This window comes from Marinimicrobium sp. C6131, from assembly GCF_026153455.1.
In the GTDB taxonomy this organism is placed as follows: domain Bacteria; phylum Pseudomonadota; class Gammaproteobacteria; order Pseudomonadales; family Cellvibrionaceae; genus Marinimicrobium.
Map to the genome: position 1 here is coordinate 711,064 of NZ_CP110629.1, position 23,827 is coordinate 734,890.

Genomic DNA, 23,827 nt, shown 5'->3' on the forward strand with positions numbered 1-23,827 from the left:
GCGATTTTGATCGCACTTTTTTGCATCCAACCACTCTCAACCCTTTGATTTTTCGTGAGATATGGTATGATGCGCCGCACTTGTCGAGAGGCAGGTGACAAATTGTTTTGGAGAGGTGGCCGAGTGGCTGAAGGCGCTCCCCTGCTAAGGGAGTATACCCTAATCCGGTATCGAGGGTTCGAATCCCTCCCTCTCCGCCATACAAAAACCGTCCCCGACAGGGGGCGGTTTTTTTATGGCTGAAAGGAAAGGGTGAGAAGGCTCGCCGGGTTCGACCAATTTGACGGGATCAAATTGGGACGGCGAAGCCGCCCGAAGGGTGAGCCTCAGGAAGAGGCGAATCAAAAAACGGCAGGACAGCCGTTTTGCACGGCCGAAGGCCGCCCGGAGGTCGAGGGCCATGGATGGCCCGAGTGAATCCCTCCCTCTCCGCCATAGGCCTCGGTCTATCCCTGCTCAAGGCAACGGCGGATTTATACCGCTGAGCTCGGCCGTAGGGCGGATAAGCCGAAGGCGCATCCGCCGTTACCCACCCCAAATGCCTCCACCCGACACCCTCTGGCTCGCCCCAAAAATCATGACTCCCGTCCCACTTCAATAACCCCCTGTCGCTTGATGCCTCTATCGGCTTGGCGCCGTTCGTCCTATTGGATACCCTTTGTGGCGACATTATCCAAGGACTGGAGCCCGCCATGCACAACTACCGACGCACCTACATCCCCGGTGGCACCTTCTTCTTCACGGTAACCCTGCAAGACCGGCAATCCGATTTTTTGACTCGCTATGTTGATACCTTCCGCGATGCCGTGCGCCGGGTACACCAAACGCGTCCTTTTGCCATCGACGCCTGGTGTGTCCTGCCGGATCACCTGCATGCCATATGGACCTTGCCGCAATACGATACCGACTACTCTGGCCGCTGGCGGGAGATCAAAAAGGTGTTTTCAAAAACGGTGATTGCGATGGAGGGGTTGTCAAGAGATACCGCGATTTGGCAGCAGAGGTTTTGGGAGCACACCATAACCAGCGAGCAAGATTTCCAGAACCATGTGGATTACGTACATTACAATCCAGTCAAACACGGTTGGGTGAACGCAGTTAAGGATTGGCCGTATTCAACCTTTCACCGATCGGTAAAGGAAGGTGTTTATCCCGAGGATTGGGGTGGGAAAGGGGTGCTCGACGTAAGGGCCGGTGAGCGTTAGGTGGCGTAGGGCGGATCGGTCCGACGCCTCGGAGGGCGCAGCCCGCATCCGCCGTTACCCAAACAGGCGTATCAAAGACTCTCGATCCGCCGCACCTGCTCCTGCAGTTTACTCAATGCGGATTTCAACCCGTCCAACCGATCGCGCTCCTTGTCGACCACCTCTTTCGGCGCCTTGTCGACAAAGCTCGCATTGCCCAGCTTGCCTTCGGTTTTCTGGATGTCTTTTTCCAGTCTGACGGTTTCCTTGTTCAACCGCTCCAGCTCGGCATCCTTGTCGATCAGGCCGGCCATGGGGACCAGCAGTTCCAGATCGCCCGCCAGGGCGGTGGCGGATACCGGTGCTTCGTCGCCCGGGTTCAGCCAGGTGACATCTTCCAGGGCGGCGAGTTTGATCAGGTACTGGCGGTTGTCCTTCAGGCGGCGCTGATCCTGATCGGAACCGTTGTAGAAAAACAGCGGCAGTTTTTTTGCCGGGGAGATGTTCATTTCCCCGCGGATGTTGCGCACGCCCAGAATCACCGCTTTCAGCCATTCAATATCCGCCGAGGCGTCCGCATCGATTTTGCGCTCGTCGGCCACGGGGTAGGGCGCGAGCATAATGGTCTCGCCCCGGGCGCCGGCCAGGTCTTTGATCTTCTGCCAGATTTCCTCGGTGATAAAGGGCATCAGCGGGTGCGCCAGACGCAGGGTGGTTTCCAGCACGCGGATCAGGGTGCGGCGGGTGCCCCGCTTCTGTTCGGCGGTGGCATTCTCGTCCCACAGCACCGGCTTGGACAGCTCCAGATACCAGTCGCAGTACTCGTTCCAGATGAATTCGTAGAGTGCCTGGGCGGCCAGATCAAGACGGTAGGTGTTCAGCGCCTCGGTGACGGTTTGCTCGGCGTTCTGCAGACGGGAAATGATCCACCGGTCCGCCAGGGACAGGGCGATCTCTCCACCGTCCTGCCCGCAATCCTCACCTTCGCACTGCATCAATACATAGCGGGTGGCGTTCCAGATCTTGTTGCAGAAGTTGCGGTAGCCTTCCACCCGGCCCATATCGAACTTGATGTCCCGGCCGGTGGAGGCGAGGGAGCAGAAGGTGAAACGCAGGGCGTCGGTGCCGTAGGCGGCAATGCCCTCCGGGAATTCCTTACGGGTCTGCTTTTCAATTTTCTGGGCGTCTTTCGGGCGCATCAGGCCTTTGGTGCGCTTGGCCACCAGGCTTTCCAGGTCGATGCCGTCAATGATGTCCAGCGGGTCCAGCACATTGCCCTTGGACTTGGACATTTTCTGGCCATAGCTGTCGCGCACCAGGCCGTGCACGTAGACGGTTTCGAACGGTACCTGTGGCTTGCCGTTTTCGTCCTTGATCAGGTGCATGGTCAGCATGATCATGCGCGCGACCCAGAAGAAAATGATATCGAACCCGGTCACCAGCAGATCGGTGGGGTGGAACTTTTTCAGGAAGTTGGTCTGCTCCGGCCAGCCCAGGGTGGAGAAGGTCCACAGGCCTGAACTGAACCAGGTATCCAGTACGTCTTCGTCCTGCTCCAGCTTGACGCTCTGGGGCAGGTCGTATTTGCTGCGGATTTCCGCCTCGTTGCGGCCCACGTACACCTGGCCGTTTTCGTCATACCAGGCGGGAATCCGGTGGCCCCACCAGAGTTGACGGCTGATGCACCAGTCCTGGATGTCGCGCATCCAGGAGAAGTACATGTTCTCGTACTGCTTGGGCACAAACCGAATGCGGCCGTCTTCCACCGCCTCGATGGCCGGCTCGGCCAGGGGCTTGGTACTGACGTACCACTGGTCGGTGAGCCAGGGCTCGACCACCACGCCGGAGCGGTCACCGCGTGGCTGTTTCAGGGCGTGATCTTCAATCTTGTCCATGAGGTCGGAGGCTTGCAGCGCCTCGACAATGGCTTCCCGTGCAGCGTAGCGGTCCTTGCCCGCGAGATCATCCGGTAGACCGGTGTCGATATCCGAGCGCGGTTGACCGGCATAGTCGAACACTTGGGCGGTGCCCAGAATGGCCGCGTCTTTATCCAGAACATTGATCAGTGGCAGGTCGTGGCGCTTGCCCACTTCGTAGTCATTGAAGTCGTGGGCGGGGGTGATCTTCACGCAGCCGGTGCCGAAATCCTGGTCCACATAGTCATCGGCAATGATCGGAATGCGACGGCCCACCAGGGGCAGTTCGATAAATTTGCCCACCAGCGAGGCGTAGCGTTTGTCGTCCGGGTGCACGGCCACGGCCGAGTCGCCCAGCATGGTTTCCGGGCGGGTGGTGGCAACCACCAGGTAGCCTTTGCCGTCGGCCGTCTTCTCGCCGTCGGCGAGAGGGTAGCGCATGTGCCAGAAAAAGCCTTTCTCATCGTGGTTCTCCACTTCCAGATCGGAAATGGCGGTGTGCAGTTTCGGGTCCCAGTTCACGAGTCGCTTTCCGCGGTAGATCAGGCCGTCTTCATACAGGCGCACGAAGGCTTCCTGAACCGCTTTGGACAGGCCCTCGTCCATGGTGAAGCGCTCGCGGCTCCAGTCCAGGGACGAGCCCAGACGACGCAGCTGGCGGGTAATGTTGCCCCCGGACTCGGCTTTCCACTCCCAGACTTTTTTCAGGAATTTTTCCCGGCCCAGGTCGTGCCGGTCCTGCCCTTCGGCGGCCAGTTGCCGCTCCACCACCATCTGGGTGGCGATACCGGCGTGGTCGGTGCCCATCTGCCACAGGGTGTCATCGCCCTTCATCCGGTGATAGCGGATCATCGCGTCCATCACCGCGTTGTTGAAGCCGTGGCCCATGTGCAGGCTGCCGGTCACGTTCGGCGGCGGAATCATGATGCAGTAGGGGTCGTTGCCGCCCTGGGGCTTGAAGTAACCTTTCTCTTCCCAGGTCTGATACCACTCGCGCTCGATGGCGTGGGGGTTGTACGTTTTTTCCAAAGACATGCGGTAACCTGTACTAAGCTTCGTGTATGACGGGCTGGCGTGAAACCCGCGATTATACAGCTTCCAGACCCACCGGCCTACCGGGAGGTGACCATGAGCGAGCCCCACTCGCGCGATTCCCAGACAGAGACCCATGAAGTGTTCAACGTGCCGCCGCCCCTGGAGGGGCAGGATGCGTATCGCGACGACCTGGCGTTGCAGGAGTTGGTCAAAACCGGTGGCGCGGGCTGGGCGGAAACCGCCCTGCATGAACAGGGCCGGACATTGGGTGATCCGGAGTGGATTCGCTGCGGCTTTGATGCCAACGCCCACCCGCCGGCGTTGCGTACTCATGATCGCTGGGGCCACCGACTCGACTGGGTGGACTACCACCCGAGCTATCATCGGCTGATGCACAAGGCCATTGCCGAGGGCCTGCACGCCGCGCCCTGGCAGGTCCCCCAGCCCGGCGCCCATGCCGCCCGGGCCGCCGGCGTCTATCTGCAGACGCAATTGGAGCAGGGCCACGGTTGTCCGATCACCATGACCTTTGCCGGTATACCGGTGTTACAGGCGCAGGAGGGGCTCCCGGCGACCTGGGTGCCCGGGCTGTTGTCAGGGGAATATGACGGCAGCAATCGGCATTTCAACGAGAAGGCCGGACTGACCCTGGGCATGGCCATGACCGAAAAACAGGGTGGCTCGGATGTACGCGCCAACACCACCCGGGCTCGGGCCCAGGGGGATCACTATCGGCTGACCGGCCACAAGTTTTTTATGTCCGCCCCCAACTCCGATGGCTTTCTGACCCTGGCGCAGACCGACGCGGGTCTGTCCTGTTTTCTGGTGCCCCGTTGGCGCGCTCAGGGTGGCAAGAACGCGCTCCTGCTGCAGCGGCTGAAAAACAAGGCCGGCAATGTCTCCAATGCCTCCAGTGAGGTGGAGCTGCGGGGAGCCGAGGGTTGGCTGTTGGGTCAGGAAGGGCGGGGAGTGGCGACCATCATCGAGATGGTGGCCCTGACGCGGTTTGATTGCACCGTCGCGTCGGCCGCCGCCCTGCGGCAGGCGGTGGTTCAGGCCATTCACCACTGCGTACACCGCCGGGCCTTTGGCCGGGCGCTGGTGCAGCAACCGCTGATGCAGAACGTGTTGGCAGACCTGGTGGTCGAAAGCGATGCGGCCGTGACATTGGCGATGCGCCTGGCCCAGGCGCTCGATCATCGGCAGGACCCGCAGGAGCAGGCGTTTCTGCGTCTCGCGACGGCCCTGGGTAAGTATTGGGTGTGTAAACGGGTGGCCGGCCACAACGCCGAGGCGATGGAGTGTCTGGGGGGCAGTGGGGTGATGAACGAGTTTATGACCGCGCGGCTGTACCGGGAGGCGCCGATCAATGCCATTTGGGAGGGCAGCGGCAATGTGCAGTGTCTGGATATTCTTCGGGCGTTGGATAAGCAGCCGGAAACCCGAGAGGCGCTGTTCAGTGAGTTTCAGCGCAGTCGTGGCGTGGATGACCGGCTGGACCGGTATGTGGTGGATCTGGAGGCGGCGCTCAAGGCGCCGGACGCGCGGGAGTACCGGGCCCGGAGCCTCGCCGAGGCCATGGCGGTGGCCTTGCAGGCGTCATTATTGCTGCGCCACGGTGATCGGCGCGTGGCGGAAGCCTTCATCGTCAGCCGTATCGAGCGACCGCACGGGTTGTACGGTAATTTGCCCAAAGGCGTGCCGGTGAAGGAGATTATCGCGCGTGCCTTGCCGATGTATGGGTGATGTCACCCCGATCATGGGGCGCATCCAACCCCAGCTCCGGCCCTGCCGGCACGATTCGGGTCGGGTTGATGGTGTCGTGGCTGTAGTAATAATGATGCTTGATATGGTCCAGATGCACCGTCTCTTTCACCCCGGGTACCTGGTACAACTGACGCAGGTAGTTGGACAGATTCGGGAAGTCCGCAATCCGGTTCCGGTTGCATTTGAAATGGCCCACGTACACGGCATCAAAACGCACCAGCGTGGTAAACAGTCGCCAGTCCGCCTCGGTCAACACATCCCCGGCGAGGAACTTCTGTTGCCCGAGTAGCGCTTCCACATCATCCAGAGCGGCGAACAGCGCCTGAAAGGCTTTCTCGTATTTGTCCTGCCGGGTGGCAAAACCGGAGCGGTACACGCCGTTGTTGATATTGTGATAGACCTTCTCGTTAATCGCATCGATCTTCGAACGAAGGGCTTCCGGATATAAATCCCGGGGCGATTTCGCCAGGTCCCAGAAGCCGCTGGAGAGCATGCGGATGATTTCAGCGGATTCGTTATTGACGATGGTTTCCCGCTGCTTGTCCCAGAGTACCGGCACGGTTACCCGTCCGGAATAGTCCGACCGGGTTTTGGTATACACCTGGTGCATACAATCAAAACCGTATAAGGGTTCCGGGCCCTCAGTGCCGAAGGTTTTATCAGTCCGGAACTCCCAGCCATTTTCCAGCATATGCGGGTGTACCACCGACACGCTGATCACGTCTTCAAGTCCCAACAGAGCGCGAAAAATCAGTGTCCGGTGGGCCCAGGGGCAGGCGTAGGACACATACAGGTGGTAGCGTCCTTTTTCCGCCTTGAAACCACCTTCGCCACTGGGGCCGGGGGCGCCGTCCCGCGTGACCCAGTGTCTGAACTGGGCGTCCTCGCGAATAAACTCGCCGCCGGTTTTTTCCGTATCGTACCACTGGTCGTGCCATTCACCTTTGACTAGCAGGCCCATTGCTGTGCTCCCCAAGTTGATGTCAGTTGGTCCAAGGCTAACGACCTTTACGGGAGATATCCACGGGAGTGTTAAGTGAGATAACCAATCTTTACATTTACTGTTCGGCCCGCAACCCCCGTTATCTCGTCATTTGTATGATTTTAGCGTAGGCTGTATTGCTTCCGAATGATCGTTTGTAATAACAAAGCAGTATCCCTGACAGCCAGGGAGTTCCCGACCTCAATTGACCTGAAAACCATCAGACGCTTATGAAAATTTCGATGTATTGTTCTCGTGCCAGCCGTGCCCTGTTAGGGGTTTTGGCCGTTTCCTTGACCGTTGCCTGTTCCGACTCTGGCGAAGAGCCGGGACGAATGGGGGGCGGACCGGGAGAGCGCAAGCCTCAGCCGGTGCTGACGGCGGCGGCAGAATACGCCTATGAGACCACATCGTTGGAAGCGGTGGGGACCTCCCGGGCACTCAAATCGGTCACTATCGAGTCGGCGGTGTCTGGTGAAGTGGTCGAGGTCAATTTCTCGGCGGGAGACAAAGTGGAGCAGGGGCAGGTATTGCTCCGGCTGGACGATCGCGACGAGCGCTTGGCGGTGCAGGCGGCTGAACTGGAACTGGCCGATGCCGAGCGGCAACTGGACCGGTACCAGCGCTCTGTCCAGAGCGGCGGTGTGACCCAGTCCGATCTGGACGATGCCCGCAGTGTGGTCGAGCGTGCACGGATCGCCCTCGAACGGGCGCGGGTGGACTTGAACTACCACACCATTCGCGCGCCATTCAGTGGCTATGTCGGGCTGACCGACCTGGACCCTGGTGCCTGGATTGATCCGGATACTGCTATCACGACACTGGATGATCGCAGCACCCTGCTGGTGAGATTTGAGTTGCCGGAGCTGTTGTTGGGCAAGCTCCAACGAGGCGAAGAGATCGAAGTGACCACCTGGAGTAACCGTTTCGCCCAGGCGACGGGAACCATCGTCGATGTGTCCTCCCGGGTGGACGAAGTCCGGCGGACTTTCACGCTGCGCGCTCATGTCGATAACGACAATGACGTGCTGCTGCCCGGGATGAGCTTTCGGATCAATCTGAGTCTGCAGGGCAACCGTTACCTGTCGGTGCCTGAAGTGTCCGTTCAGTGGGGCGGTGAAGGCGCCTATGTGTGGACCATTGAAGAGGGCAAGGCGGAGCGGGTTGCGGTCAATCTGATCGAACGTAATCAGCGCGGTGTCCTGGTGGAAGCGAACCTGCAAGAGGGTGATCCGATCATCACCGAGGGTGTTCATATCGTTCGGGCCGGCATGGAGGTTCGCCCGTTGAATGCCGAGCTGGGCGAGAATGACGGCGCCTACCGCGACGCTGAAGAAACCGAGGAAGGAGAAGAGTCGTGAGCGAGGAAAAATCCCGGGCTGACACTCAGGAAGTCAACGACCTCCCCAGTCTGAGTATTCGCCGCCCGATTCTGGTATTGGTCATCAACCTCCTGATTGCCCTCGCCGGTGCGGCCGCGATTCTCGCCGTGGAAGTGCGTGAACTTCCGAATATTGATTATCCCTTTGTCAGTGTGAACGGCAACTATCCAGGCGCCTCACCGGAAACCATGGACGCGGAAGTGACCTCCATTGTCGAAGGTGCCGTGGCTCGAGTGACCGGGCTGCGCTCCATTCGCTCGGACAGCGAAGAGGGAAATTTCCGGATGTCGCTCGAGTTCAATGCGGGCGTGGATCTGAATGATGTGGCCTCCGAAGTCCGTGAAGCGGTCAGCCGTGTGCAGCGTGAGCTGCCGGAGGATGTTGAGCAACTGACCGTGGTCAAGGCCGACCCCGATGCGCAGTCGATCATCAATATCGCGGCCATCAGTGATTCACTGAGTGAAACCGAACTGACGCAGCGAATCGAGCGGGACATCGTCCCGGAGTTGACGTCGGTATCCGGCGTGGCCGACGTGCAGGTGTTTGGCGGGCGTGACCGGATTGTGCGAGTGGTGATGGACCCGATCAAGCTGGCCAGTTTCGGCCTTGGGGTGACCGACGTGGCCAACGCCCTGCGCAATGCCCCCTACGACGTACCCAGTGGCAGCTACCGTTCCAGTGATCAGGAATTGCTGGTGCGAGCCGACGCGACGGCGACCACGGAAGAGGATATTCGCAGCATCATCGTCGAGGGCAATACTCGGGTCGGAGACGTGGCCCGGGTGTTTTATACCCCGCGCGACGCCGATTCCCTGGTGCGGTTTAACGGTCAGCCGGTTGTGGGTATGGGCGTGATTCGTCAGGCCCAGTCCAACACGCTGGAAATTTCCGATGGCATTCGTCGGGTGCTCGGACCACTGGATGAGCGCTTGACCGATGTTGAACTGATCATTACCGAAGACAATGCCACCTTCATTCGCGGTTCGGTGAAAGAGGTGATCACCAGTCTGTTGCTGACGGTGGCCATCGTCATTGGCACCATCTGGCTGTTCATCGGCTCGTTCCGGGTCACCCTGGTGCCGAGTCTGGCGATTCCCATTGCGCTGGTGGGCACCGTGGCAGCCATCTGGGCACTGGGGTTTTCCATCAACATTCTGACGTTGTTGGCGCTGGTGCTGGCGACCGGTCTGGTGGTGGATGACGCCATTGTGGTGCTCGAGAATATTCAGCGTCGTCGGGGGCAGGGCCTCGGGGCCCGGGCGGCCGCCGTTCTCGGTACCCGGCAGGTATTTTTTGCGGTGGTGGCGACGACAGCCGTATTGATTTCTGTTTTTGTGCCGATTGCCATTCTGCCCAGCACAGCGGGTCGACTGTTCCGCGAGTTTGGTTTTGTATTGTCCATTGCCGTTGCGATCTCCTCGTTCGTTGCCTTGTCGCTGGTGCCGGCGGCGGCCGCGCGCATCTCGCCGGAGCGTGCCGACCAGCCGCACCCGATTCGCAACAAGCTCACCCGGTTTGGCAATCGGATGACCGGCATCTATAGCTGGATGGTCGATCATGCACTGCGTTATGCCTGGACGACGTTCGGCATCGCCCTGCTCATCGTGGCATTGGCCGGCTATGCCTACACTCAAGTGCCCAAGGAGCTGGTGCCCAGTGAGGATCGGGGTGTGATTTACATCGGTATCAACGGGCCTGAAGGTGTTGGTCTGGATTACATCGAGCGTCAGGCCGGGCAGGTGAGTGAGATCATTCAGCCCATTGTGGATTCCGGGGAAGCTCGGCTGGCGTTTTCCATTCTCGGCTGGCGCGACCCGAATCGTGCACTGTTTGTTTTGCCTCTGGCTGATTGGAGTGAACGCCGTCGCAACCAGCAGGCCATCGCCGCCGAGATTGAGCCCAAACTGAAAGAGTTGCCCGGGGTGACCAGTTGGGTTGGCGCGGGCAACAGTCTGAATATTCGTGGCGGCGGTCAGGGCTCAACGATTGAGCTGGCGCTGACCGGGCCGGATTACGATGAGATCTACCAGGCGGCGCAAAGTTTCATCAAGGAAGTGGAAACACGCTACGATCATATTTCCGATCCAGACCTGGACTACGATCCCAACAAGCCCCAGCTGTCGATCAATGTCGACCGGCGCCGGGCCTCAGAGCTGGGTGTTGAGCTGGCCGATATTTCCGCCACTCTGCGGGCAATGGTCGACGGGTATGATCTGGTGGATCTGAGTGTCGGCGACGAGGCCATTCCGATTATTCTGGAGTCGGCGACCGGACAGATTCGCAGCCCCGACGACTTGCTGAACCTGTACATCAGCTCGAGCACGGGGGAGTTGCTGCCGCTGTCGAGCGTGGTGACCCTGACCGAGGAAAACATTGCCGCTGAGCTTGAGCGCAATGCGCAACGTCGCTCGATTGAAGTGGAGTTCCAACTGGACTCGGACTACCCTCTGCAGACCGCTGTCGATGATGTGCGGGCGGTGGCCGCCGATACGCTGCCGCGTGGTATCGGGTTGATCTTTCAGGGCGAAGCGCAAACCCTGGATGAAACCTCCCGTGATGTGGCGCTGACCTACATCATCGCCCTGGTAGTGGTATTTCTGGTGTTGTGTGCCCAGTTCGAGAGTTTCACCAGTGCCCTGATTGTCATGGTCACGGTGCCGTTCGGTATTGCGGCGGCGATTCTGGCCATTCTGATTACTGGCACCAGTATCAATATCTATTCCCAGATCGGGCTGGTGATGCTGATCGGCCTGATGGCCAAAAACGGCATTCTGCTGGTCGAGTTTGCCGACCAGTTGCGGGATCTGGGGCACGATGTGTACAGCGCGGTGCGCACCGCCGCCATGGTACGTTTGCGGCCCATTGCAATGACCCTGATGTCGACCGTGCTCGGCGGTCTGCCGCTGATCCTCAGTACCGGGCCGGGGGCCGAGTCCCGTTGGGCCATTGGCTGGGTCATTTTTGGTGGCCTGGGGTTGGCGGCGCTGTTCACACTGTTCCTGACGCCCGTGGTCTATCTCGGCCTCGCGCGCTTTGCCAAACCCCGTGCCGCTGAGGGTGAGCGTCTGCACGGCGAGCTGGCCGATGCCGAAGCCATTCCCGACAGCGACGCCGAATGGCGTGCATCCTGACAGTCCGGATCGGAGGTTTGGGCGCCGAATGACACTCCGACGTCGAATATCATGGTCCCGATCGGTTCAAACGGTTTTGGGGGCGGGTGCTCACACCCGATCCCCAAAAAGGTGTTAAGCTAGTGATTGGAGCCACGCGGCGCGGCCGCGTGGGGGAGTTCCTCAACGGCCACATTACTGGCTGCCACAACTCTGGCGATGACGCCAAAAAGGAGGCTGAAATGGCAACATCATCCAAAACCACCACCGACAATGGCGCCGAGACGGGCGCTCCTTTCACAGAGAAAACCGTTGCAGCGGCGCACGAAGCGATAGACCGTCTGTCCGAGCGTGTGGCTAAAACCGAAGAGCGCCTGCGTGGTGCCGCGACCCATGGCCAGCAGAGCTGGACGGAAAAGCAGGAAGAGGTGCGAGCCCAGGTGGAAGGTTCTGTTTCCAGCGCGCGGGAATACGCCCGGGAAAATCCGTTGATGACGGCGGGTATCGCGTTCGCGGCAGGCCTGATTGTTGCCAATCTGCTTCGCCGCTAATCCGGGGCATTGAATGCACGACGGTGAACAGGCAAGAGCCCGGGACCATGGTGGAGAGAGTGACGCAGAGTCTGTGAACGGTGCGGCGAATGAATCGCCGCCGGAATCGTCGCTTCTGGATCTGGCGACTGCCATGGTCATTCTGATCCGCCAGACGTGGATCGACCGCTGGGCGTTGTTTAAAGCCGAAGCCCGTCTGGCGGCCAGGAGCCTGGCGTTGATCCTTCTGGTGAGCATGCTTCTGGCGATGACACTGGTACTGGTCTGGGTGTTACTGTTGGCGGTGGCCAGTTACCTGGTCTGGCAGGCGGGCGTGCACTGGGGCTGGATCGCCGCCGGACTGCTTCTTGCTCAGGGTCTGATGATCATTTATCTGCGCGGGCAGCTCCGGCGACTGCTGCGTTGGCTACGTTTTCCGGAAACCCGTCGTGCCTTTGAACGGTTGGCAAGCGAGCATTCATCATCGGAAACGCCTTCTGAGGAAACGGAATCAACGCCATGATTACCTCACTTCTTCTCAAACGTCAGTCTCGGGAAGTTGCCCGGTTGTCCGTTGCCATTCATCATGAGCGTCGGGTACTCAATGCCCTTCGTCAGGAGGCTCGAGCAGGGTTGGAATCCCACCTGCGAGGGGGCTGGGCGTTGGCAGGCTGCTTTTCCGCAGGCTTTCTGACCGGCCGCTTTGGTGGCCGGGCTGTCCGAGCGGTGCGTACGCTTCCGGTGATGCGACTGGCCCGTCAGCTGTGGGCCCACCTGTTGGTGTAAGGACTCATCACCCTCATGTTCAAACCGTTCTCATCGCACTTTGGTCTGCCGCACTTTCAACTGATCGCTTTACTGGTACTCGCCACCATCGCTCTGGTGGCGGCATTGCATGTGGCGTCGCCCATTCTGATCCCCATTACCGTGGCCTGGCTGCTCAGTGCGCTGCTCGCTCCGGTCATTCGCTATGGCCAGCGTTATCACATTCCGCCCACGCTGTCTGCCCTGGTGCTGATGGCGCTGCTGGTCTACGGCGTAGTGCTGATGTTCCTGCTGCTGATCGAGCCGGCCGAGCAATGGCTGCAGGATATCCCGGACGTGGTACGCGGCTTTCGGGAAAAGATGTCCGAGTTCAGTGGCCCCCTGTCCAACCTTCAGGCAGTAACGGAAGAGGTCCGTCAGCTTTACATACTGGGGGATGGCGACAAGATGACCCCGGTCGAAGTCAAAGTCGAGCGCGAGAGCACACTGGGGTCGTTTGTACTGGCCAATCTTCCGACGCTGTTGGCCGGCCTGACCATCGTGGTCTTTCTGACGTACTTTCTGCTGGCGGCGGGAGACCGCTTTCTGCGCAAGGCCACGCAACTTGGGGCCAACCTCGGTTCACGGCGTCGCATTGTGCGCATCGCCTACCGAATTCGCCAGGACATTTCCCGTTATCTGGCCACGATCACGGTCATCAACATAACGCTGGGTGCCTGTGTGGCGCTGGCCATGAAGTTGCTGGGCGTACCCAATGCCCTGTTGTGGGGAATCATGGCCACCTGTTTCAACTTCGCGCCTTACGTCGGCGCGGTGGTGATGGCCGGGATTCTCACACTGGTCGGACTGGCCACCTTCCCGAGCATTCCCCAGGCACTGCTGGTACCGGGTGTGTACATGGCACTGTCGGTCACCGAGGGGCACATGATTACGCCGCTGGTGATCGGGCGGCGCTTGGCCGTCACGCCCACCGCGGTGTTCATTTCAGTGGTGGCCTGGGGCTGGTTATGGGGTGTGGCCGGGGCGCTTATGGCGGTTCCGTTGCTGGCGAGCTTCAAGATCGTCTGCGAAAATGTGCCGCAGTTGATGCCGATTTCACGACTGCTCGATAACCGCTCCCCCAAGCGTCAACGCCGGTTTTTGCGAGCCCGCTGACGGCGCAGTTTGGCTTTCTCTTCCTTCTCGATTCTGGCCCGCTCGTCGGCCTCTCGGGCTTCGGCCTCTTCGCGTTCGGTCATCTCCGGCGTTTCCAGCGTAATGGGGCCGAGAACCCCGTCCCGCAGTTCACTGATCAACAGGGCGGAGACTTTCTCCAGATCCACCTGGCCGCCCTTGCGCACCGTGCCCCGGGCCCGACCGATGTCTTCCAGCAGTTCCAGATCGTCGTCGGGCAACGCCGTGAGTCGGTAGCGGGCCTTGAGCGCCTCGGGGTATTGCTGGCCCAGATAGGCTACCGTAAACAGCGCCACTTCCGGATAGTCAAAGATCTTTTCCTTGATCGCCCCCGTGGCGGCCAGGCGGTATCCGCAACTGGGGGGATTGAGTTTGGGCCACAGAAAACCGGGGGTGTCGGTCAGTACGACCCGATTGTCCAGTTTGATCCGTTGCTGGGCTTTGGTCACCCCGGCTTCGTTGCCGGTTTTGGCAATTTTGCGCCCGGCCAGGATATTGATCAGGGTGGATTTGCCCACGTTCGGAATCCCCATGATCATTGCCTGGGTGTTCCGCGCGCTCAGGTTCCTGTCCGCCAGAATGTCCTGAATCTGTACCAGCAGTCGACGAATACTCTCGGGCTTGTGGTGCGTGACGGGTAGGGCGGTCACGCCCTGTTCCTGCTCCAGGTGGGCCACCCAGCGCTCGGTCATGGCCGGGTCCGCCAGGTCGGCTTTGTTGAGCAGCTTGATACACGGCTTGTCACCGCGCAGGGCGGGAATCATCGGATTCTCGCTGGAGTAGGGGATACGGGCATCGAGCACCTCAATGACCACATCCATATGGGCCATCACCTCCGCAATCTCCTTGCGGGCCTTATGCATGTGTCCGGGAAACCAGTTAATCGCCATTCAATTCTCTACCAGGCTGCGTGTTCATCGGCGGGGGAGGGCGATTGTGCCCGCAAACCACCCCAACCACAACGGTTGCTTAAGGTTGCGTAGGGGCCGAGCGCAGCGGTATAACCCCGCATCCACCGTAAACTAAACCCGTTTCCAGTTGCGCCACCCAAAATTATCGAAATAACAGATACCTCCAACTATTCAAAAATTGTATTACAAATCCTTGGCTCGCCATTCCAACCTTGATACCCTCAATAACGCACGATAATAGGATAATAATACGAATGGACCCACAAACCATAACCATAACAGGTGACCCATGAGAACAGCGATACTCCGTCTACTACCGTCCCTGCGCCGCTTTGGCCTGATGGCGCTACTGTTGGGCGCGACTCCCGCTCTGGCGCTGGACCTGACCGGCATTACCAACTCCCATGACCCGTCCACCCTGGTGCGGGATGACGATACCTACTTCCATTTCACCACGGGTAACGGTATCTGGTATTCACGCTCGACCGACCTGGTTCACTGGGATAACCCCGGCGATATCTTCGGCAGCTCCTGGCCGGCCTGGATCAACGACGCGGTGCCCGGCTTCGAGGGCCACTTCTGGGCGCCTGATGCCATCCAGATGGGGGATTATTACTACGTTTATTACTCCGTCTCCACCTTCGGCAGTTCCCGTTCCGCCATCGGCGTGGTGCGTACCCCGTCGCTGAAAAAACCGAACTGGCAGGACCTGGGTGTGGTGGTGCAGTCCTACGGCGGATCGGAGGAAATCAATGCGATTGATGCAGCCCTGTTCCGGGATCACGACGGCAAAGTGTATATGTCCTACGGCTCCTGGTTCGGCGGCCTGGGTGTGGCGGAAATCAATCAGAATACCGGTAAGCTCGCCAGCGCCGTCACCAAAATTTATGGTGGTGGTCACCAGTCCATTGAAGCGCCCTACATTACCCGCAACGGCGATTACTATTACCTGTTCTTCACCCGCGGTCTGTGCTGCCGGGGCGCGGACAGTACCTATGAAGTGCAGGTGGCCCGCTCCACCAGTGTGTTTGGCCCCTACACCGACGAGCGCAACCTGTTGCCTAACGAGGACGGCAAGCGCAAAGGGCCCGGCCACATCGGCGTGCTCAAGCAGGACGGTTGTAACTACGTCACCACCCATTACTACGATCTGAATGACGGCGGCAACGCCAAGCTGGATATTCAGCGTATGACCTTCTCCGGCGGTTGGCCATCCATGACTCACAACTTCAGTTCCATCACCAGTTGTGGTGGGGTGAGCGAGGGGCTGTATCAGTTCGAGTCCCAGCTCAGTGGCAAGCTGTTGGAGATTGCCAATGCCGATACCGCCAACGGTGGCAACGTCGTGCAGTACGAGGATAATGGTGGCCTGCACCAGAAATGGTATGTGGTGGACCACGGCACCGGTGAATACAGCCTGATCAACGGCCTCAGCCTGAAGGGCATGGATGTGTGGGAAGGCAGTACCTCAGCGGGTGCCAATATCGCCCAGTGGGACTACTGGGGCAGTGCCGGACAGCGTTGGCAGATCAACCCGGCCGGTAACTACGTGGAAGTTGAGTCGGTACTGAGCGGCATGGTGCTGGATGTGGAAGGAAAAAGCACCGCCAACGGCGCCAACATTCTGCAGTGGAACAGCACCGGCGGTACCAACCAACGCTGGACCATGATCCGTCAGTATTAATCACCAATCTTGTTGCGGCGGATGCGGCCTTCGGCCTTATCCGCCCTACGCGTGTCTATACCGCTGCGCTCAGCCGTAGGGGCTGAGCGCAGCGGTATTAAGGCCGCATCCGCCGTAACCCAACCCGAATCTTTCACCGCTAACCTCTAATACGCACTGATGCTCTGCCTTCAAAACACGCCGGTCTTGCCGGAAAGCTTATTTTATTGGGTTCGCTGGAGAGAATACACCCAACCGTCAAACAACTCCCAAAGCCCACCATCAACGATTTCGAAGTAATAGGAAGGATGGTTGTCTTCCTCCCCAACAGCATACACCTCTAATACTTCTATGAACTTACGATCTATCCCGAGGCCGTAGTGGATACTCCACCGCTGGCTGGGAATCTCTCCCTCTATGGAGGTCGCTGGGTAGCACTTGATAGCGTACCGAGGGTTTTCAAAGGTCACTAAACCCGTATTCAGAATTTCCTTCGTAATCAGAACTTCATTCCCTATACGTGCCTGGGCCGTGTTTTCATCAGTCAGCCCACCCCGGTATCTATCCGCACTCTGTACCGTGTAGGTATCAAGATAGGAGTCCAGTGGCTTTTCAGAGCATGACGCTCGGGTTTCCGCGTTGCATGCAGTGCATAGAAAAACCGCTGCTATGAGCATAACTTTTTGAATTTTCAATGAAACTTCTCCCTGAAGTACGTCAGATTACCAGCGTTGGTAGATACCCTGGATGTAAATATTCCACTCAGCAGCACGTCGATTGACCAACCCTTGATTGACTGTCCCTTGAGACCTACGCCACGCTTTCCAGGCCATTTCCAGATTGTTGAAGGGTGTTTTGGCGTCTGGGTTATTGATCAAGGAAACCACAGAGGAGCTTGAAAATGCGGATACACCGATGTTGAACGCCAGGATCACCAGTGCATCGAACTGATGCTGATTCTGAGGGGTATTGATGTGCTGTTTGACCGCAGTGACGAATGGCTCAACGTCTCCCTGAAATATCTGATTGGCCTGCTCTTGGGTGATTCCGTTTTTGAAAACCGACCATTCAGGCTTGTGAATCAGGTGGCCATATCCGATAGTCGCTCCCTCAACCCACGAAGTGATTTCCTGGCCCGTCTGATCCTCATAAGGTGTCAGCCGAAGAGCTTCGGTGCTTTTGAGGAAGTCTTCACCCCTTTTGCTCAATGAGGAGGCCGAGGTCGGTTCAACATTAACTGACCAGTTAGCGGTCAAAGCCTGATGGAAAGCGTCAAGAGAGCTGCCGGTTGGAAATGCGACCTTCGATAAAACATGCACGTCATCCCGGGTCCTTTCGATAATAAATCGGACGCCCGGAAATGCAAGTTGGTAACGTTGACCACCTCTGCGAGAGGTTATCGGTTCACCTTTGACGCGAGACAGGCCTCCAGAGGAAACATCCGCCAAGCCTTTAACCAACATTCTGGCCCAATGGCTGCCTTTTAGAGAAGCTTGATAGAGTTTTTCGTAGACGGGAAAGCAGTCTGGTGCGCACCGGAGCACTTTTCCACCAAACTTTCCGGATATCAGGGGGTATTGCGAGAGGGGCATAGAGCAAGTCCTTTCAATGAATCCATAACACGCTGTCGTACCTTACAAAAAATGCCCACGGAAAGTCCACAAGAGACGTTTTCCAGTAGAACAAATCGTGACCAAGCTCTCAAACTTGGCTGTAGGGCGGATCGGCCCGATGCCTCGGAGCGCGCATCCGCCGTAACCCAACTCAATCCCCTCACTTACCCCAAACAGGCCCCTATCGGCTGATCCCCATGAAACAGGGGATAAATCTTCCCGATCGTTCCCGGCGACCCCAGGCAGTGCTCAATCGCCAGCGCCACATCCGCCCGGGAAATCCACTGGTCCTCGGCGTTCTCCGGCCAATGGTTGATCACCCGTCCCGAGGCCGGATCATCGGTCAAGCGTCCGGGCCGCAGAATGGTGTAGGGCACACCGCTCGCCAGCAGATAATCGTCCGCAACTTTCTTGCACACCGTGTAATGTTTGATCTTGGCCGGCCCCGCATCGGGATCTTCCGCCCCGCGGGAGCTGACCATCACAAACTGCTGAATACCCCGGGCCCTGGCGACATCCACCGCCTTCATCGCGCCCCACATATCCACCAGAATGGTCTTGTCCGCCCCCGTTTTCGGGCCCGAGCCGGCGGTAAATACCACCTTGTCACAGCCCTCAAACGCATGGCTGAAATCGCCTTCCAGATCCGCAATCACCGGCTCGGCGCCCAGAGAGCGCATCGCCTCGACCTGCTGCTCGTTGCGCACCATGGCCCGCGGTTTCTGGTGGTGGTCCGCCAGCTCCTGGACCAGTAACTGGCCAATCTGCCCGTGAGCGCCAATAATTAAGGTGGTCATTGCGTGTTTCCTCTCATTTCCAGTGCAATGACAACACCTTACCATGAACACAAAAAGTCTGGCATCATCAAAAAAGACCCGTCGATGTTACTGGAGGCCGCCATGAACGACACCCCCGTCAAAGCCGTATTTTTCGACCTGTCCGGCGTCCTGTACGAGGGTGATCGGCGAATCGACGGCGCCATCGACGCGGTCGCGGCGGCCAGAGACCGGGGCCTGACCCTGCGATTCGTCACCAACACTGCCACCAAGTCCCGCGAACAGTTGCTGGAGAAGCTGCAACAACTGGGTTTTGATGTGACAGCGCAGGAACTCTTTACCGCCCCCGATGCGGCCCTGGCCTACGTGCGGGAACACCGGCTGACCCCCTACGCCCTGGTCCACCCCAGCATCAAGCCGCTGTTCGAGCCCCAGAGTGAGCGCGAACCCGACTGCGTGGTGCTGGGCGATGCGCGGGACGAGCTGAACTACCGCAACCTCAACCAGGCGTTTCGTATCGCTCAGGCCCATAAACGGCTGATCGCCATCGGCGACAACAAATACTTCAACGACGGTGACGCCCTCTGCCTGGATGCCGGCCCCTTTGTCCGGGCCGTCGCCTGGGCGGCGGATGTGGAGCCGGTGGTCATGGGCAAACCCAACCCGGAATTCTTCCACCAGGTCGTGGCCTCCACCGGCCTACCCCCCGAGCAGTGCCTGATGATCGGCGACGATGTGTTCGGGGATGTTGAAGGTGCACTTACAGCCGGACTGCAGGCCCGGTTGGTGAAAACCGGGAAATATCAGGCTGGAGACGAGAATAAGCTGAGTCCGTCCGCTTTGATGTTGGATTCGGTAAAAGCGTTGGAGTCAGTGTTGTAGGTGCCGGATTTGCAAATTCTGAGATATGGTGCACACTTTCGTGTACTGCACTTGATACGGCAGTGGTTAGTCGAGGCACAGCTACAGCTCATTGATGGGCGGTGAGTAGGGTATGTGTCTGTGGATGCACGTCACTTTTCCAATGAATCTAATGTTGAATTAAAAATGGACCGATATGAAAAGATTGCCTACACATATCTCGCACGTCATGGGCACACTCCAATTGTCCATGAGCCAGATGGAAATGTTCCTCCTGACCTTCTGACAAAAGAAAAAATTGCAGTAGAAGTACGACTTTTGAACCAAAATATCGAATATGGTGGCCGTGTCAAGGGGGTGGGGGATGAGGCGTTCCCTTTAATGAAAGGTATTGAAAATCACCTTATAGGTATTGCGAATCCGAGTGCGGAAAGAAGTGCTTATGTAAGCTTCAGTTTTCGTCGTCCTCTACCGAAGCTAAAAAAACTGAAGAGCCTTGTTTCGAAGAGCCTCCCAGTTGGCATTCCAGAAATCGGAGAAGACACTTTCTATCAGCTGACACCAACAGTGAATATGCATGTTGTTGGAGCTAGTAAGTGGCTTAATGAACCATATGTTTATAGTGGTTGCTTTGACGATGATTCTGGGGGTTTTGTTCTTTCCGAGCTAATTAGAAATGCCCAGATATGCATCGATGAAAAAACCGAGAAAATTAAGCCGTATCGAACCAGTTACGAAAGGTGGTGGTTAGTTCTGATAGATTCAATCAGTTTCGGCTTGAATGATCTCGAGTTAGAGGTTCTGAAAAGTTCTCTCGCGGTTCCTGATTGTTGGACGTATGTTAGTTTCATAAGCTTACAAGATGATCGCATTGCTTTCAGGATCTAATCGGTCGCGTCACCCGGATGTTTTTTATGAGGGTTCGCCATGCAAAGGCCGGCGATGAAATCAATGTTAGCTATCAGAGTGCCAATATGAGATTGATATTTATTCCATTGTTTGGGGTTTGTTTGTCAGGGTGTATACCAGTCATTCATACTGCAATGTGTATAGATGCCAAAATTCCAAGAGGTGGCGAGAGAGTGAATGGGTACTACGAGGTGTCTCTGAAATACCCTGGACATGAAACAATTATTAGAAATATTGAGTGTGAAAGCTATTACGATAGTCAGTGCAGCACGAGAGGAAACTCTTGGGCATACAGAGAAGTAGGCCAAGAAAGGGGTTGGCCTTCTCAAAAAGTTACAGTTAATACTGAGGATCATGGGCCAATAGAGTTTAGCCTTCCTAGCTGTAACTGGCTCGTTACGGGAAAGTCAGTAAGTCATCACAATAGCATAATTGAGGTGTCTGAGGAGCCGTATTTCTTGCAATCATCAAATCATGAGAGTCATACCTATGTTTCTTCGAGCTCCAATGATGCGATAAAGAAAACGATTACCATCAATTACTCAGTAGATGTGCAGCATGTCAATCAAGGAAACTAAGTGAACGACAGTGTTACTCAACTATCCGATTTTCTACTTCAACTTGACGGGCTGAAGTCCGTAAACCGCCGGACTTACATCAGCGGCGGCGAGCGCGTAGAAAACTCGGCTGAGCATTCCTGGCACTTGGCGATGGCGTGTTGGGCGTTCTCGGAGTTGTTGCAAGATGACTTCGACGTTTTGACGCTTATCAAACTGGCGTTGGTTCATGATCTGGGAGAGATAGATGCCGGTGATACGTTTCTCTACAGCGCCGATCGAGGCACTGCCCACCTTGAAGAGCGCAAGTGTGTTGAGAGGATGGCATCTCACCCTGGAAACCCCATCAAGAACTTATTGACCCTGTGGGACGAGCAGGAGTTTGGCCAAAGCAGAGAGGCCAAACTGCTGAAGGTCATCGATCGACTGCTGCCGTTTCTGCACAATATCTCCAGCAACGGGCGAGCCTGGCGGGAGAGTGGGATTCATAAAAGCCAGGTGTTGGAAATGCATCAGTTTGTTGAACAGGAACAACCGGACATCTATCAGTGGGTGATTGCAAAGGTAGATTATGCGGTCGAGCAGGGGTGGCTGAAAGAGTCCTGATGACGGGCTTGATCAAATAATGACCAAATCGTTCTCCGGGGCCGCAGGGATTCACTTATTTGGCCAGAAACCACCGATTTTGGTTTCCCGAAAGTGGTTACTTTGGCTTTGTGTTCGATCCGGATAAATGCTCTAATAATGGTCATAAGGACCACTACAGACATTCAAGCTCCCGTGTACCTCAGGTATGGAGGTCTGGCCGGGAGCCCATAAGAGGACCGAGATTTGAAAACCCATCGTCTTACGACTACCGCACTGGCGCTCGCCCTGTTTGGCGCTGTGGGCTGTGCTACCGAGCAGCAGGCTCCGGATTCCAGCGATACGGCCTCCGCGGCCGGTATCGAGAAGTTCAAGGCCTATACCCGGAAATTCTCCAATGACACCGTGATTACCGACAGCCATGCCACCGGTCACGTGGGTGATTTCTTCTTCACTCACTGGAAAGACGGCGGTGCCACCACCCTGGCGCTGGAGACCGACGGGTCCTTCAAGGTGGAATGGGAAGGCGGCGGTTATAACTACGTTGGCGGCCCCGGCTGGCACTATGGCGATGAAGATCGGGTGATCGGCTATCGGTTCGACGAGGACAGCGGTGCGAGCTATATCACCCTGTACGGCTGGGGCTACGATGAAACCATGCCGAAGGACGATCCGGCTCACCTGGTGGAGTATTATATTCTCCAGCGCTGGACCTACGACCCCAGTCAGGACGGTGAGTACGGAAAGACCTTTGTCAGTAATGGCGTCGAGTACTCCACCTATCGCTCAGTACGCGAGCAGAAGCCGTCGATCAACAATACCTCCACGTTTTACCAGTATTGGAGCAAGCCGACGGAACAGCGCGAGCTGGGCAAGGACTACGAGATTGTCTTCGCCGACCACGTCAAGGCCTGGGCGGATACCGGCTGGATTATTCCGGATATGAACAACTTTGACGCCAGCGATGACCCCACCTATCAGGTCATGGCGGTCGAGGTGTTTAACCCTGCCAATGACGGTGTTGGGTCTGGTCAAGTATGGGATGCGACAGAGCGGTAAGGTCTATTGATTCCTTCTTGCCGGCGCTTAGGGTTCTTTTTGGTTGCTCTTATTGTGTAAACTTGTGGTGACACAAAAGAACCCTCAGTGCACGTTCAATATTGAGCAATGACAACGCCAAATCCATCGACATTCAAAGCCAAACTCCAACGCCCGGCCAAGCCGGGAGCGGATGATACCTGGACCTTCCTTGTGTTACCCAAAGCGGCCAGTGACACGCTGCCCCGGCGTGGACGGACGTCGGTGGATGGCACCCTGAATGGTTACCCCTTTCAGGCGACGCTCGAGCCGGATGGGCAGTTGAGCCATTGGCTCAGGGTCTCCCGGGCATTGCGAGAAGCAGCGGATGCAGAAGTGGGTGATACGGTAACGGTGGCACTGGCACCCGTTGAGGTGGAGCCGGAACCCGGGCTGCCGGAGGATCTTCAAAACGCCCTGGCGGCGGCTCCGTCGGCAAGGGAAACCTGGGAGAGCGCCACCACCCTGGCACGAGTTGACTGGATACACTGGATCGAGTCGGCCAAGCAGGCGAAAACCCGGGCGCGGCGGGTGGAGAATGCCTGCGATATGTTGGCTTCGGGTAAAAAGCGGGTCTGCTGTTTCGATCCGTCGGGTTTTTATAGCAAGAGCTTGAGCGCCCCCGACGCTGATCAATGAGCAGCGGTCCGCTGTTTATTGCGATTCGTTTCGCTGGCTTCGCTGCTCTCTGATGTAGCTCATTATCTGCTCCACCTGATCGGACCTCAGTATCCGGTTCAATCTTGACTCCAGAACGATATCGGAATAGACGGTTGTAGCACTGATCTCTTCCTGAGGTGGCAGGGTTTCACTCAACTCTTCCAGCGCTTCTTCGGCTTTCTCCCGGTCCTCCCGAAATTGATTCATCACTTCCATTACGTCGTTGCGTCGACGCATGGTCAAATCCATCTGTTGGAAAAGTTCATCCAACTGGATGTCGTCGTAGAGGTCGCCTTGATCATCAGCCAGAGCTTGAGGCAGTGACAGCGCAATGAACAGGGCAGATACGGATAGCAGTGCACGAATCATGA

21 protein-coding genes and 1 tRNA gene are annotated in these 23,827 nt (G+C 57.5%); 15 read left to right on the forward strand and 7 right to left on the reverse strand.

All coding sequences use genetic code 11. The features are described 5' to 3' along the window. The first annotated feature begins 109 nt into the window (after positions 1-109). Both OOT55_RS03010 and OOT55_RS03015 read left to right on the forward strand, forming a co-directional pair. Positions 110-200: transfer RNA gene (locus OOT55_RS03010), tRNA-Ser, on the forward strand. Positions 201-692: 492 nt separating this feature from the next. Beyond that, on the forward strand, positions 693-1,205 hold the full coding sequence (locus OOT55_RS03015; protein WP_265367682.1) for an REP-associated tyrosine transposase: 513 nt from the start codon (positions 693-695) through the stop codon (positions 1,203-1,205). Positions 1,206-1,276: 71 nt separating this feature from the next. Here the strand turns inward: OOT55_RS03015 and OOT55_RS03020 are convergent, their stop codons facing one another. Beyond that, positions 1,277-4,129, reverse strand: coding sequence for a valine--tRNA ligase (locus OOT55_RS03020; RefSeq protein ID WP_265368775.1), 2,853 nt, complete (start codon positions 4,127-4,129; stop codon positions 1,277-1,279). A 99-nt stretch (positions 4,130-4,228) separates the two neighbouring features. On the opposite strand from OOT55_RS03020, the gene OOT55_RS03025 reads away from it, so the two are divergent. Beyond that, complete coding sequence (locus OOT55_RS03025) at positions 4,229-5,881, forward strand: acyl-CoA dehydrogenase family protein (protein ID WP_265367683.1); 1,653 nt, start codon at positions 4,229-4,231, stop codon at positions 5,879-5,881. Here OOT55_RS03025 and OOT55_RS03030 read toward each other — a convergent pair. Next, positions 5,850-6,863 carry a glutathione S-transferase family protein gene (locus OOT55_RS03030; RefSeq protein ID WP_265367684.1) on the reverse strand — a complete coding sequence of 338 codons (1,014 nt, stop codon included), beginning with the start codon at positions 6,861-6,863 and terminating at the stop codon, positions 5,850-5,852. The two genes, OOT55_RS03025 and OOT55_RS03030, sit on opposite strands and share 32 nt — an antisense overlap. A gap of 314 nt (positions 6,864-7,177) precedes the next feature. Here OOT55_RS03030 and OOT55_RS03035 point away from each other — a divergent pair, with 314 nt between their 5' ends. From OOT55_RS03035 to OOT55_RS03060, 6 genes are all read left to right on the forward strand, one after another. Next, a complete protein-coding gene (locus OOT55_RS03035; RefSeq protein ID WP_265367685.1) occupies positions 7,178-8,245 on the forward strand; it encodes an efflux RND transporter periplasmic adaptor subunit in 1,068 nt (355 codons plus the stop codon). Continuing rightward, the gene (locus OOT55_RS03040) at positions 8,242-11,397 is read left to right on the forward strand and encodes an efflux RND transporter permease subunit (protein ID WP_265367686.1); all 3,156 of its coding nucleotides are present in this window, start codon (positions 8,242-8,244) and stop codon (positions 11,395-11,397) included. The genes OOT55_RS03035 and OOT55_RS03040 overlap by 4 nt, the downstream gene beginning before the upstream one ends. A 221-nt stretch (positions 11,398-11,618) precedes the next feature. Next, positions 11,619-11,927 carry a DUF883 C-terminal domain-containing protein gene (locus OOT55_RS03045; RefSeq protein ID WP_265367687.1) on the forward strand — a complete coding sequence of 103 codons (309 nt, stop codon included), beginning with the start codon at positions 11,619-11,621 and terminating at the stop codon, positions 11,925-11,927. 13 nt (positions 11,928-11,940) lie between these two features. Then, positions 11,941-12,429 carry a hypothetical protein gene (locus OOT55_RS03050; protein ID WP_265367688.1) on the forward strand — a complete coding sequence of 163 codons (489 nt, stop codon included), beginning with the start codon at positions 11,941-11,943 and terminating at the stop codon, positions 12,427-12,429. Further along, positions 12,426-12,692: a hypothetical protein gene (locus OOT55_RS03055; protein WP_265367689.1), complete on the forward strand. Its 267-nt coding sequence runs from the start codon at positions 12,426-12,428 to the stop codon at positions 12,690-12,692. Before OOT55_RS03050 ends, OOT55_RS03055 begins: the two co-directional genes overlap by 4 nt. A 15-nt stretch (positions 12,693-12,707) precedes the next feature. Continuing rightward, on the forward strand, positions 12,708-13,826 hold the full coding sequence (locus tag OOT55_RS03060) for an AI-2E family transporter (RefSeq protein ID WP_265367690.1): 1,119 nt from the start codon (positions 12,708-12,710) through the stop codon (positions 13,824-13,826). Here OOT55_RS03060 and ylqF read toward each other — a convergent pair. Continuing rightward, complete coding sequence (ylqF, locus tag OOT55_RS03065) at positions 13,799-14,734, reverse strand: ribosome biogenesis GTPase YlqF (protein ID WP_265367691.1); 936 nt, start codon at positions 14,732-14,734, stop codon at positions 13,799-13,801. The genes OOT55_RS03060 and ylqF overlap by 28 nt on opposite strands. 310 nt (positions 14,735-15,044) lie before the next feature. On the opposite strand from ylqF, the gene OOT55_RS03070 reads away from it, so the two are divergent. Then, positions 15,045-16,439, forward strand: coding sequence for a family 43 glycosylhydrolase (locus OOT55_RS03070; protein ID WP_265367692.1), 1,395 nt, complete (start codon positions 15,045-15,047; stop codon positions 16,437-16,439). 203 nt (positions 16,440-16,642) lie between these two features. Here OOT55_RS03070 and OOT55_RS03075 read toward each other — a convergent pair whose 3' ends face one another. From OOT55_RS03075 to OOT55_RS03085, 3 genes are all read right to left on the reverse strand, one after another. Beyond that, positions 16,643-17,113, reverse strand: coding sequence for a hypothetical protein (locus OOT55_RS03075; protein WP_265367693.1), 471 nt, complete (start codon positions 17,111-17,113; stop codon positions 16,643-16,645). Between the two features lie 27 nt (positions 17,114-17,140). Next, the gene (locus tag OOT55_RS03080) at positions 17,141-18,010 is read right to left on the reverse strand and encodes a lysozyme (RefSeq protein WP_265367694.1); all 870 of its coding nucleotides are present in this window, start codon (positions 18,008-18,010) and stop codon (positions 17,141-17,143) included. Positions 18,011-18,195: 185 nt separating this feature from the next. Further along, positions 18,196-18,828: an SDR family oxidoreductase gene (locus OOT55_RS03085; protein WP_265367695.1), complete on the reverse strand. Its 633-nt coding sequence runs from the start codon at positions 18,826-18,828 to the stop codon at positions 18,196-18,198. Positions 18,829-18,930: 102 nt separating this feature from the next. On the opposite strand from OOT55_RS03085, the gene OOT55_RS03090 reads away from it, so the two are divergent. From OOT55_RS03090 to OOT55_RS03110, 5 genes are all read left to right on the forward strand, one after another. Beyond that, positions 18,931-19,689, forward strand: coding sequence for a TIGR01458 family HAD-type hydrolase (locus OOT55_RS03090; protein WP_265367696.1), 759 nt, complete (start codon positions 18,931-18,933; stop codon positions 19,687-19,689). A gap of 120 nt (positions 19,690-19,809) precedes the next feature. Continuing rightward, positions 19,810-20,556 carry a hypothetical protein gene (locus OOT55_RS03095; protein WP_265367697.1) on the forward strand — a complete coding sequence of 249 codons (747 nt, stop codon included), beginning with the start codon at positions 19,810-19,812 and terminating at the stop codon, positions 20,554-20,556. Positions 20,557-21,155: 599 nt separating this feature from the next. Next, the gene (locus tag OOT55_RS03100; protein WP_265367698.1) at positions 21,156-21,740 is read left to right on the forward strand and encodes an HD domain-containing protein; all 585 of its coding nucleotides are present in this window, start codon (positions 21,156-21,158) and stop codon (positions 21,738-21,740) included. A gap of 225 nt (positions 21,741-21,965) precedes the next feature. Continuing rightward, positions 21,966-22,778, forward strand: a complete 813-nt coding sequence (locus tag OOT55_RS03105; RefSeq protein ID WP_265367699.1) for a glycoside hydrolase family 11 protein — start codon at positions 21,966-21,968, stop codon at positions 22,776-22,778. A gap of 108 nt (positions 22,779-22,886) precedes the next feature. Next, positions 22,887-23,435: a YdeI/OmpD-associated family protein gene (locus tag OOT55_RS03110; protein ID WP_265367700.1), complete on the forward strand. Its 549-nt coding sequence runs from the start codon at positions 22,887-22,889 to the stop codon at positions 23,433-23,435. 15 nt (positions 23,436-23,450) lie between these two features. On the opposite strand, the gene OOT55_RS03115 is transcribed toward OOT55_RS03110, so the two are convergent. Then, complete coding sequence (locus tag OOT55_RS03115; RefSeq protein ID WP_265367701.1) at positions 23,451-23,825, reverse strand: hypothetical protein; 375 nt, start codon at positions 23,823-23,825, stop codon at positions 23,451-23,453. Positions 23,826-23,827: the final 2 nt, after the last annotated feature.

What these genes read in the sequence shown, in the direction of transcription:
- OOT55_RS03015 (WP_265367682.1), top strand. Translation starts at nt 693, where the DNA reads ATGCACAACTACCGACGCACCTACATCCCCGGTGGCACCTTCTTCTTC.
- OOT55_RS03025 (WP_265367683.1), top strand. Translation starts at nt 4,229, where the DNA reads ATGAGCGAGCCCCACTCGCGCGATTCCCAGACAGAGACCCATGAAGTG.
- OOT55_RS03030 (WP_265367684.1), bottom strand. Translation starts at nt 6,863, where the DNA reads ATGGGCCTGCTAGTCAAAGGTGAATGGCACGACCAGTGGTACGATACG.
- OOT55_RS03045 (WP_265367687.1), top strand. Translation starts at nt 11,619, where the DNA reads ATGGCAACATCATCCAAAACCACCACCGACAATGGCGCCGAGACGGGC.
- OOT55_RS03050 (WP_265367688.1), top strand. Translation starts at nt 11,941, where the DNA reads ATGCACGACGGTGAACAGGCAAGAGCCCGGGACCATGGTGGAGAGAGT.
- OOT55_RS03055 (WP_265367689.1), top strand. Translation starts at nt 12,426, where the DNA reads ATGATTACCTCACTTCTTCTCAAACGTCAGTCTCGGGAAGTTGCCCGG.
- OOT55_RS03060 (WP_265367690.1), top strand. Translation starts at nt 12,708, where the DNA reads ATGTTCAAACCGTTCTCATCGCACTTTGGTCTGCCGCACTTTCAACTG.
- ylqF (WP_265367691.1), bottom strand. Translation starts at nt 14,734, where the DNA reads ATGGCGATTAACTGGTTTCCCGGACACATGCATAAGGCCCGCAAGGAG.
- OOT55_RS03070 (WP_265367692.1), top strand. Translation starts at nt 15,045, where the DNA reads ATGAGAACAGCGATACTCCGTCTACTACCGTCCCTGCGCCGCTTTGGC.
- OOT55_RS03080 (WP_265367694.1), bottom strand. Translation starts at nt 18,010, where the DNA reads ATGCCCCTCTCGCAATACCCCCTGATATCCGGAAAGTTTGGTGGAAAA.
- OOT55_RS03085 (WP_265367695.1), bottom strand. Translation starts at nt 18,828, where the DNA reads ATGACCACCTTAATTATTGGCGCTCACGGGCAGATTGGCCAGTTACTG.
- OOT55_RS03090 (WP_265367696.1), top strand. Translation starts at nt 18,931, where the DNA reads ATGAACGACACCCCCGTCAAAGCCGTATTTTTCGACCTGTCCGGCGTC.
- OOT55_RS03110 (WP_265367700.1), top strand. Translation starts at nt 22,887, where the DNA reads ATGACAACGCCAAATCCATCGACATTCAAAGCCAAACTCCAACGCCCG.
- OOT55_RS03115 (WP_265367701.1), bottom strand. Translation starts at nt 23,825, where the DNA reads ATGATTCGTGCACTGCTATCCGTATCTGCCCTGTTCATTGCGCTGTCA.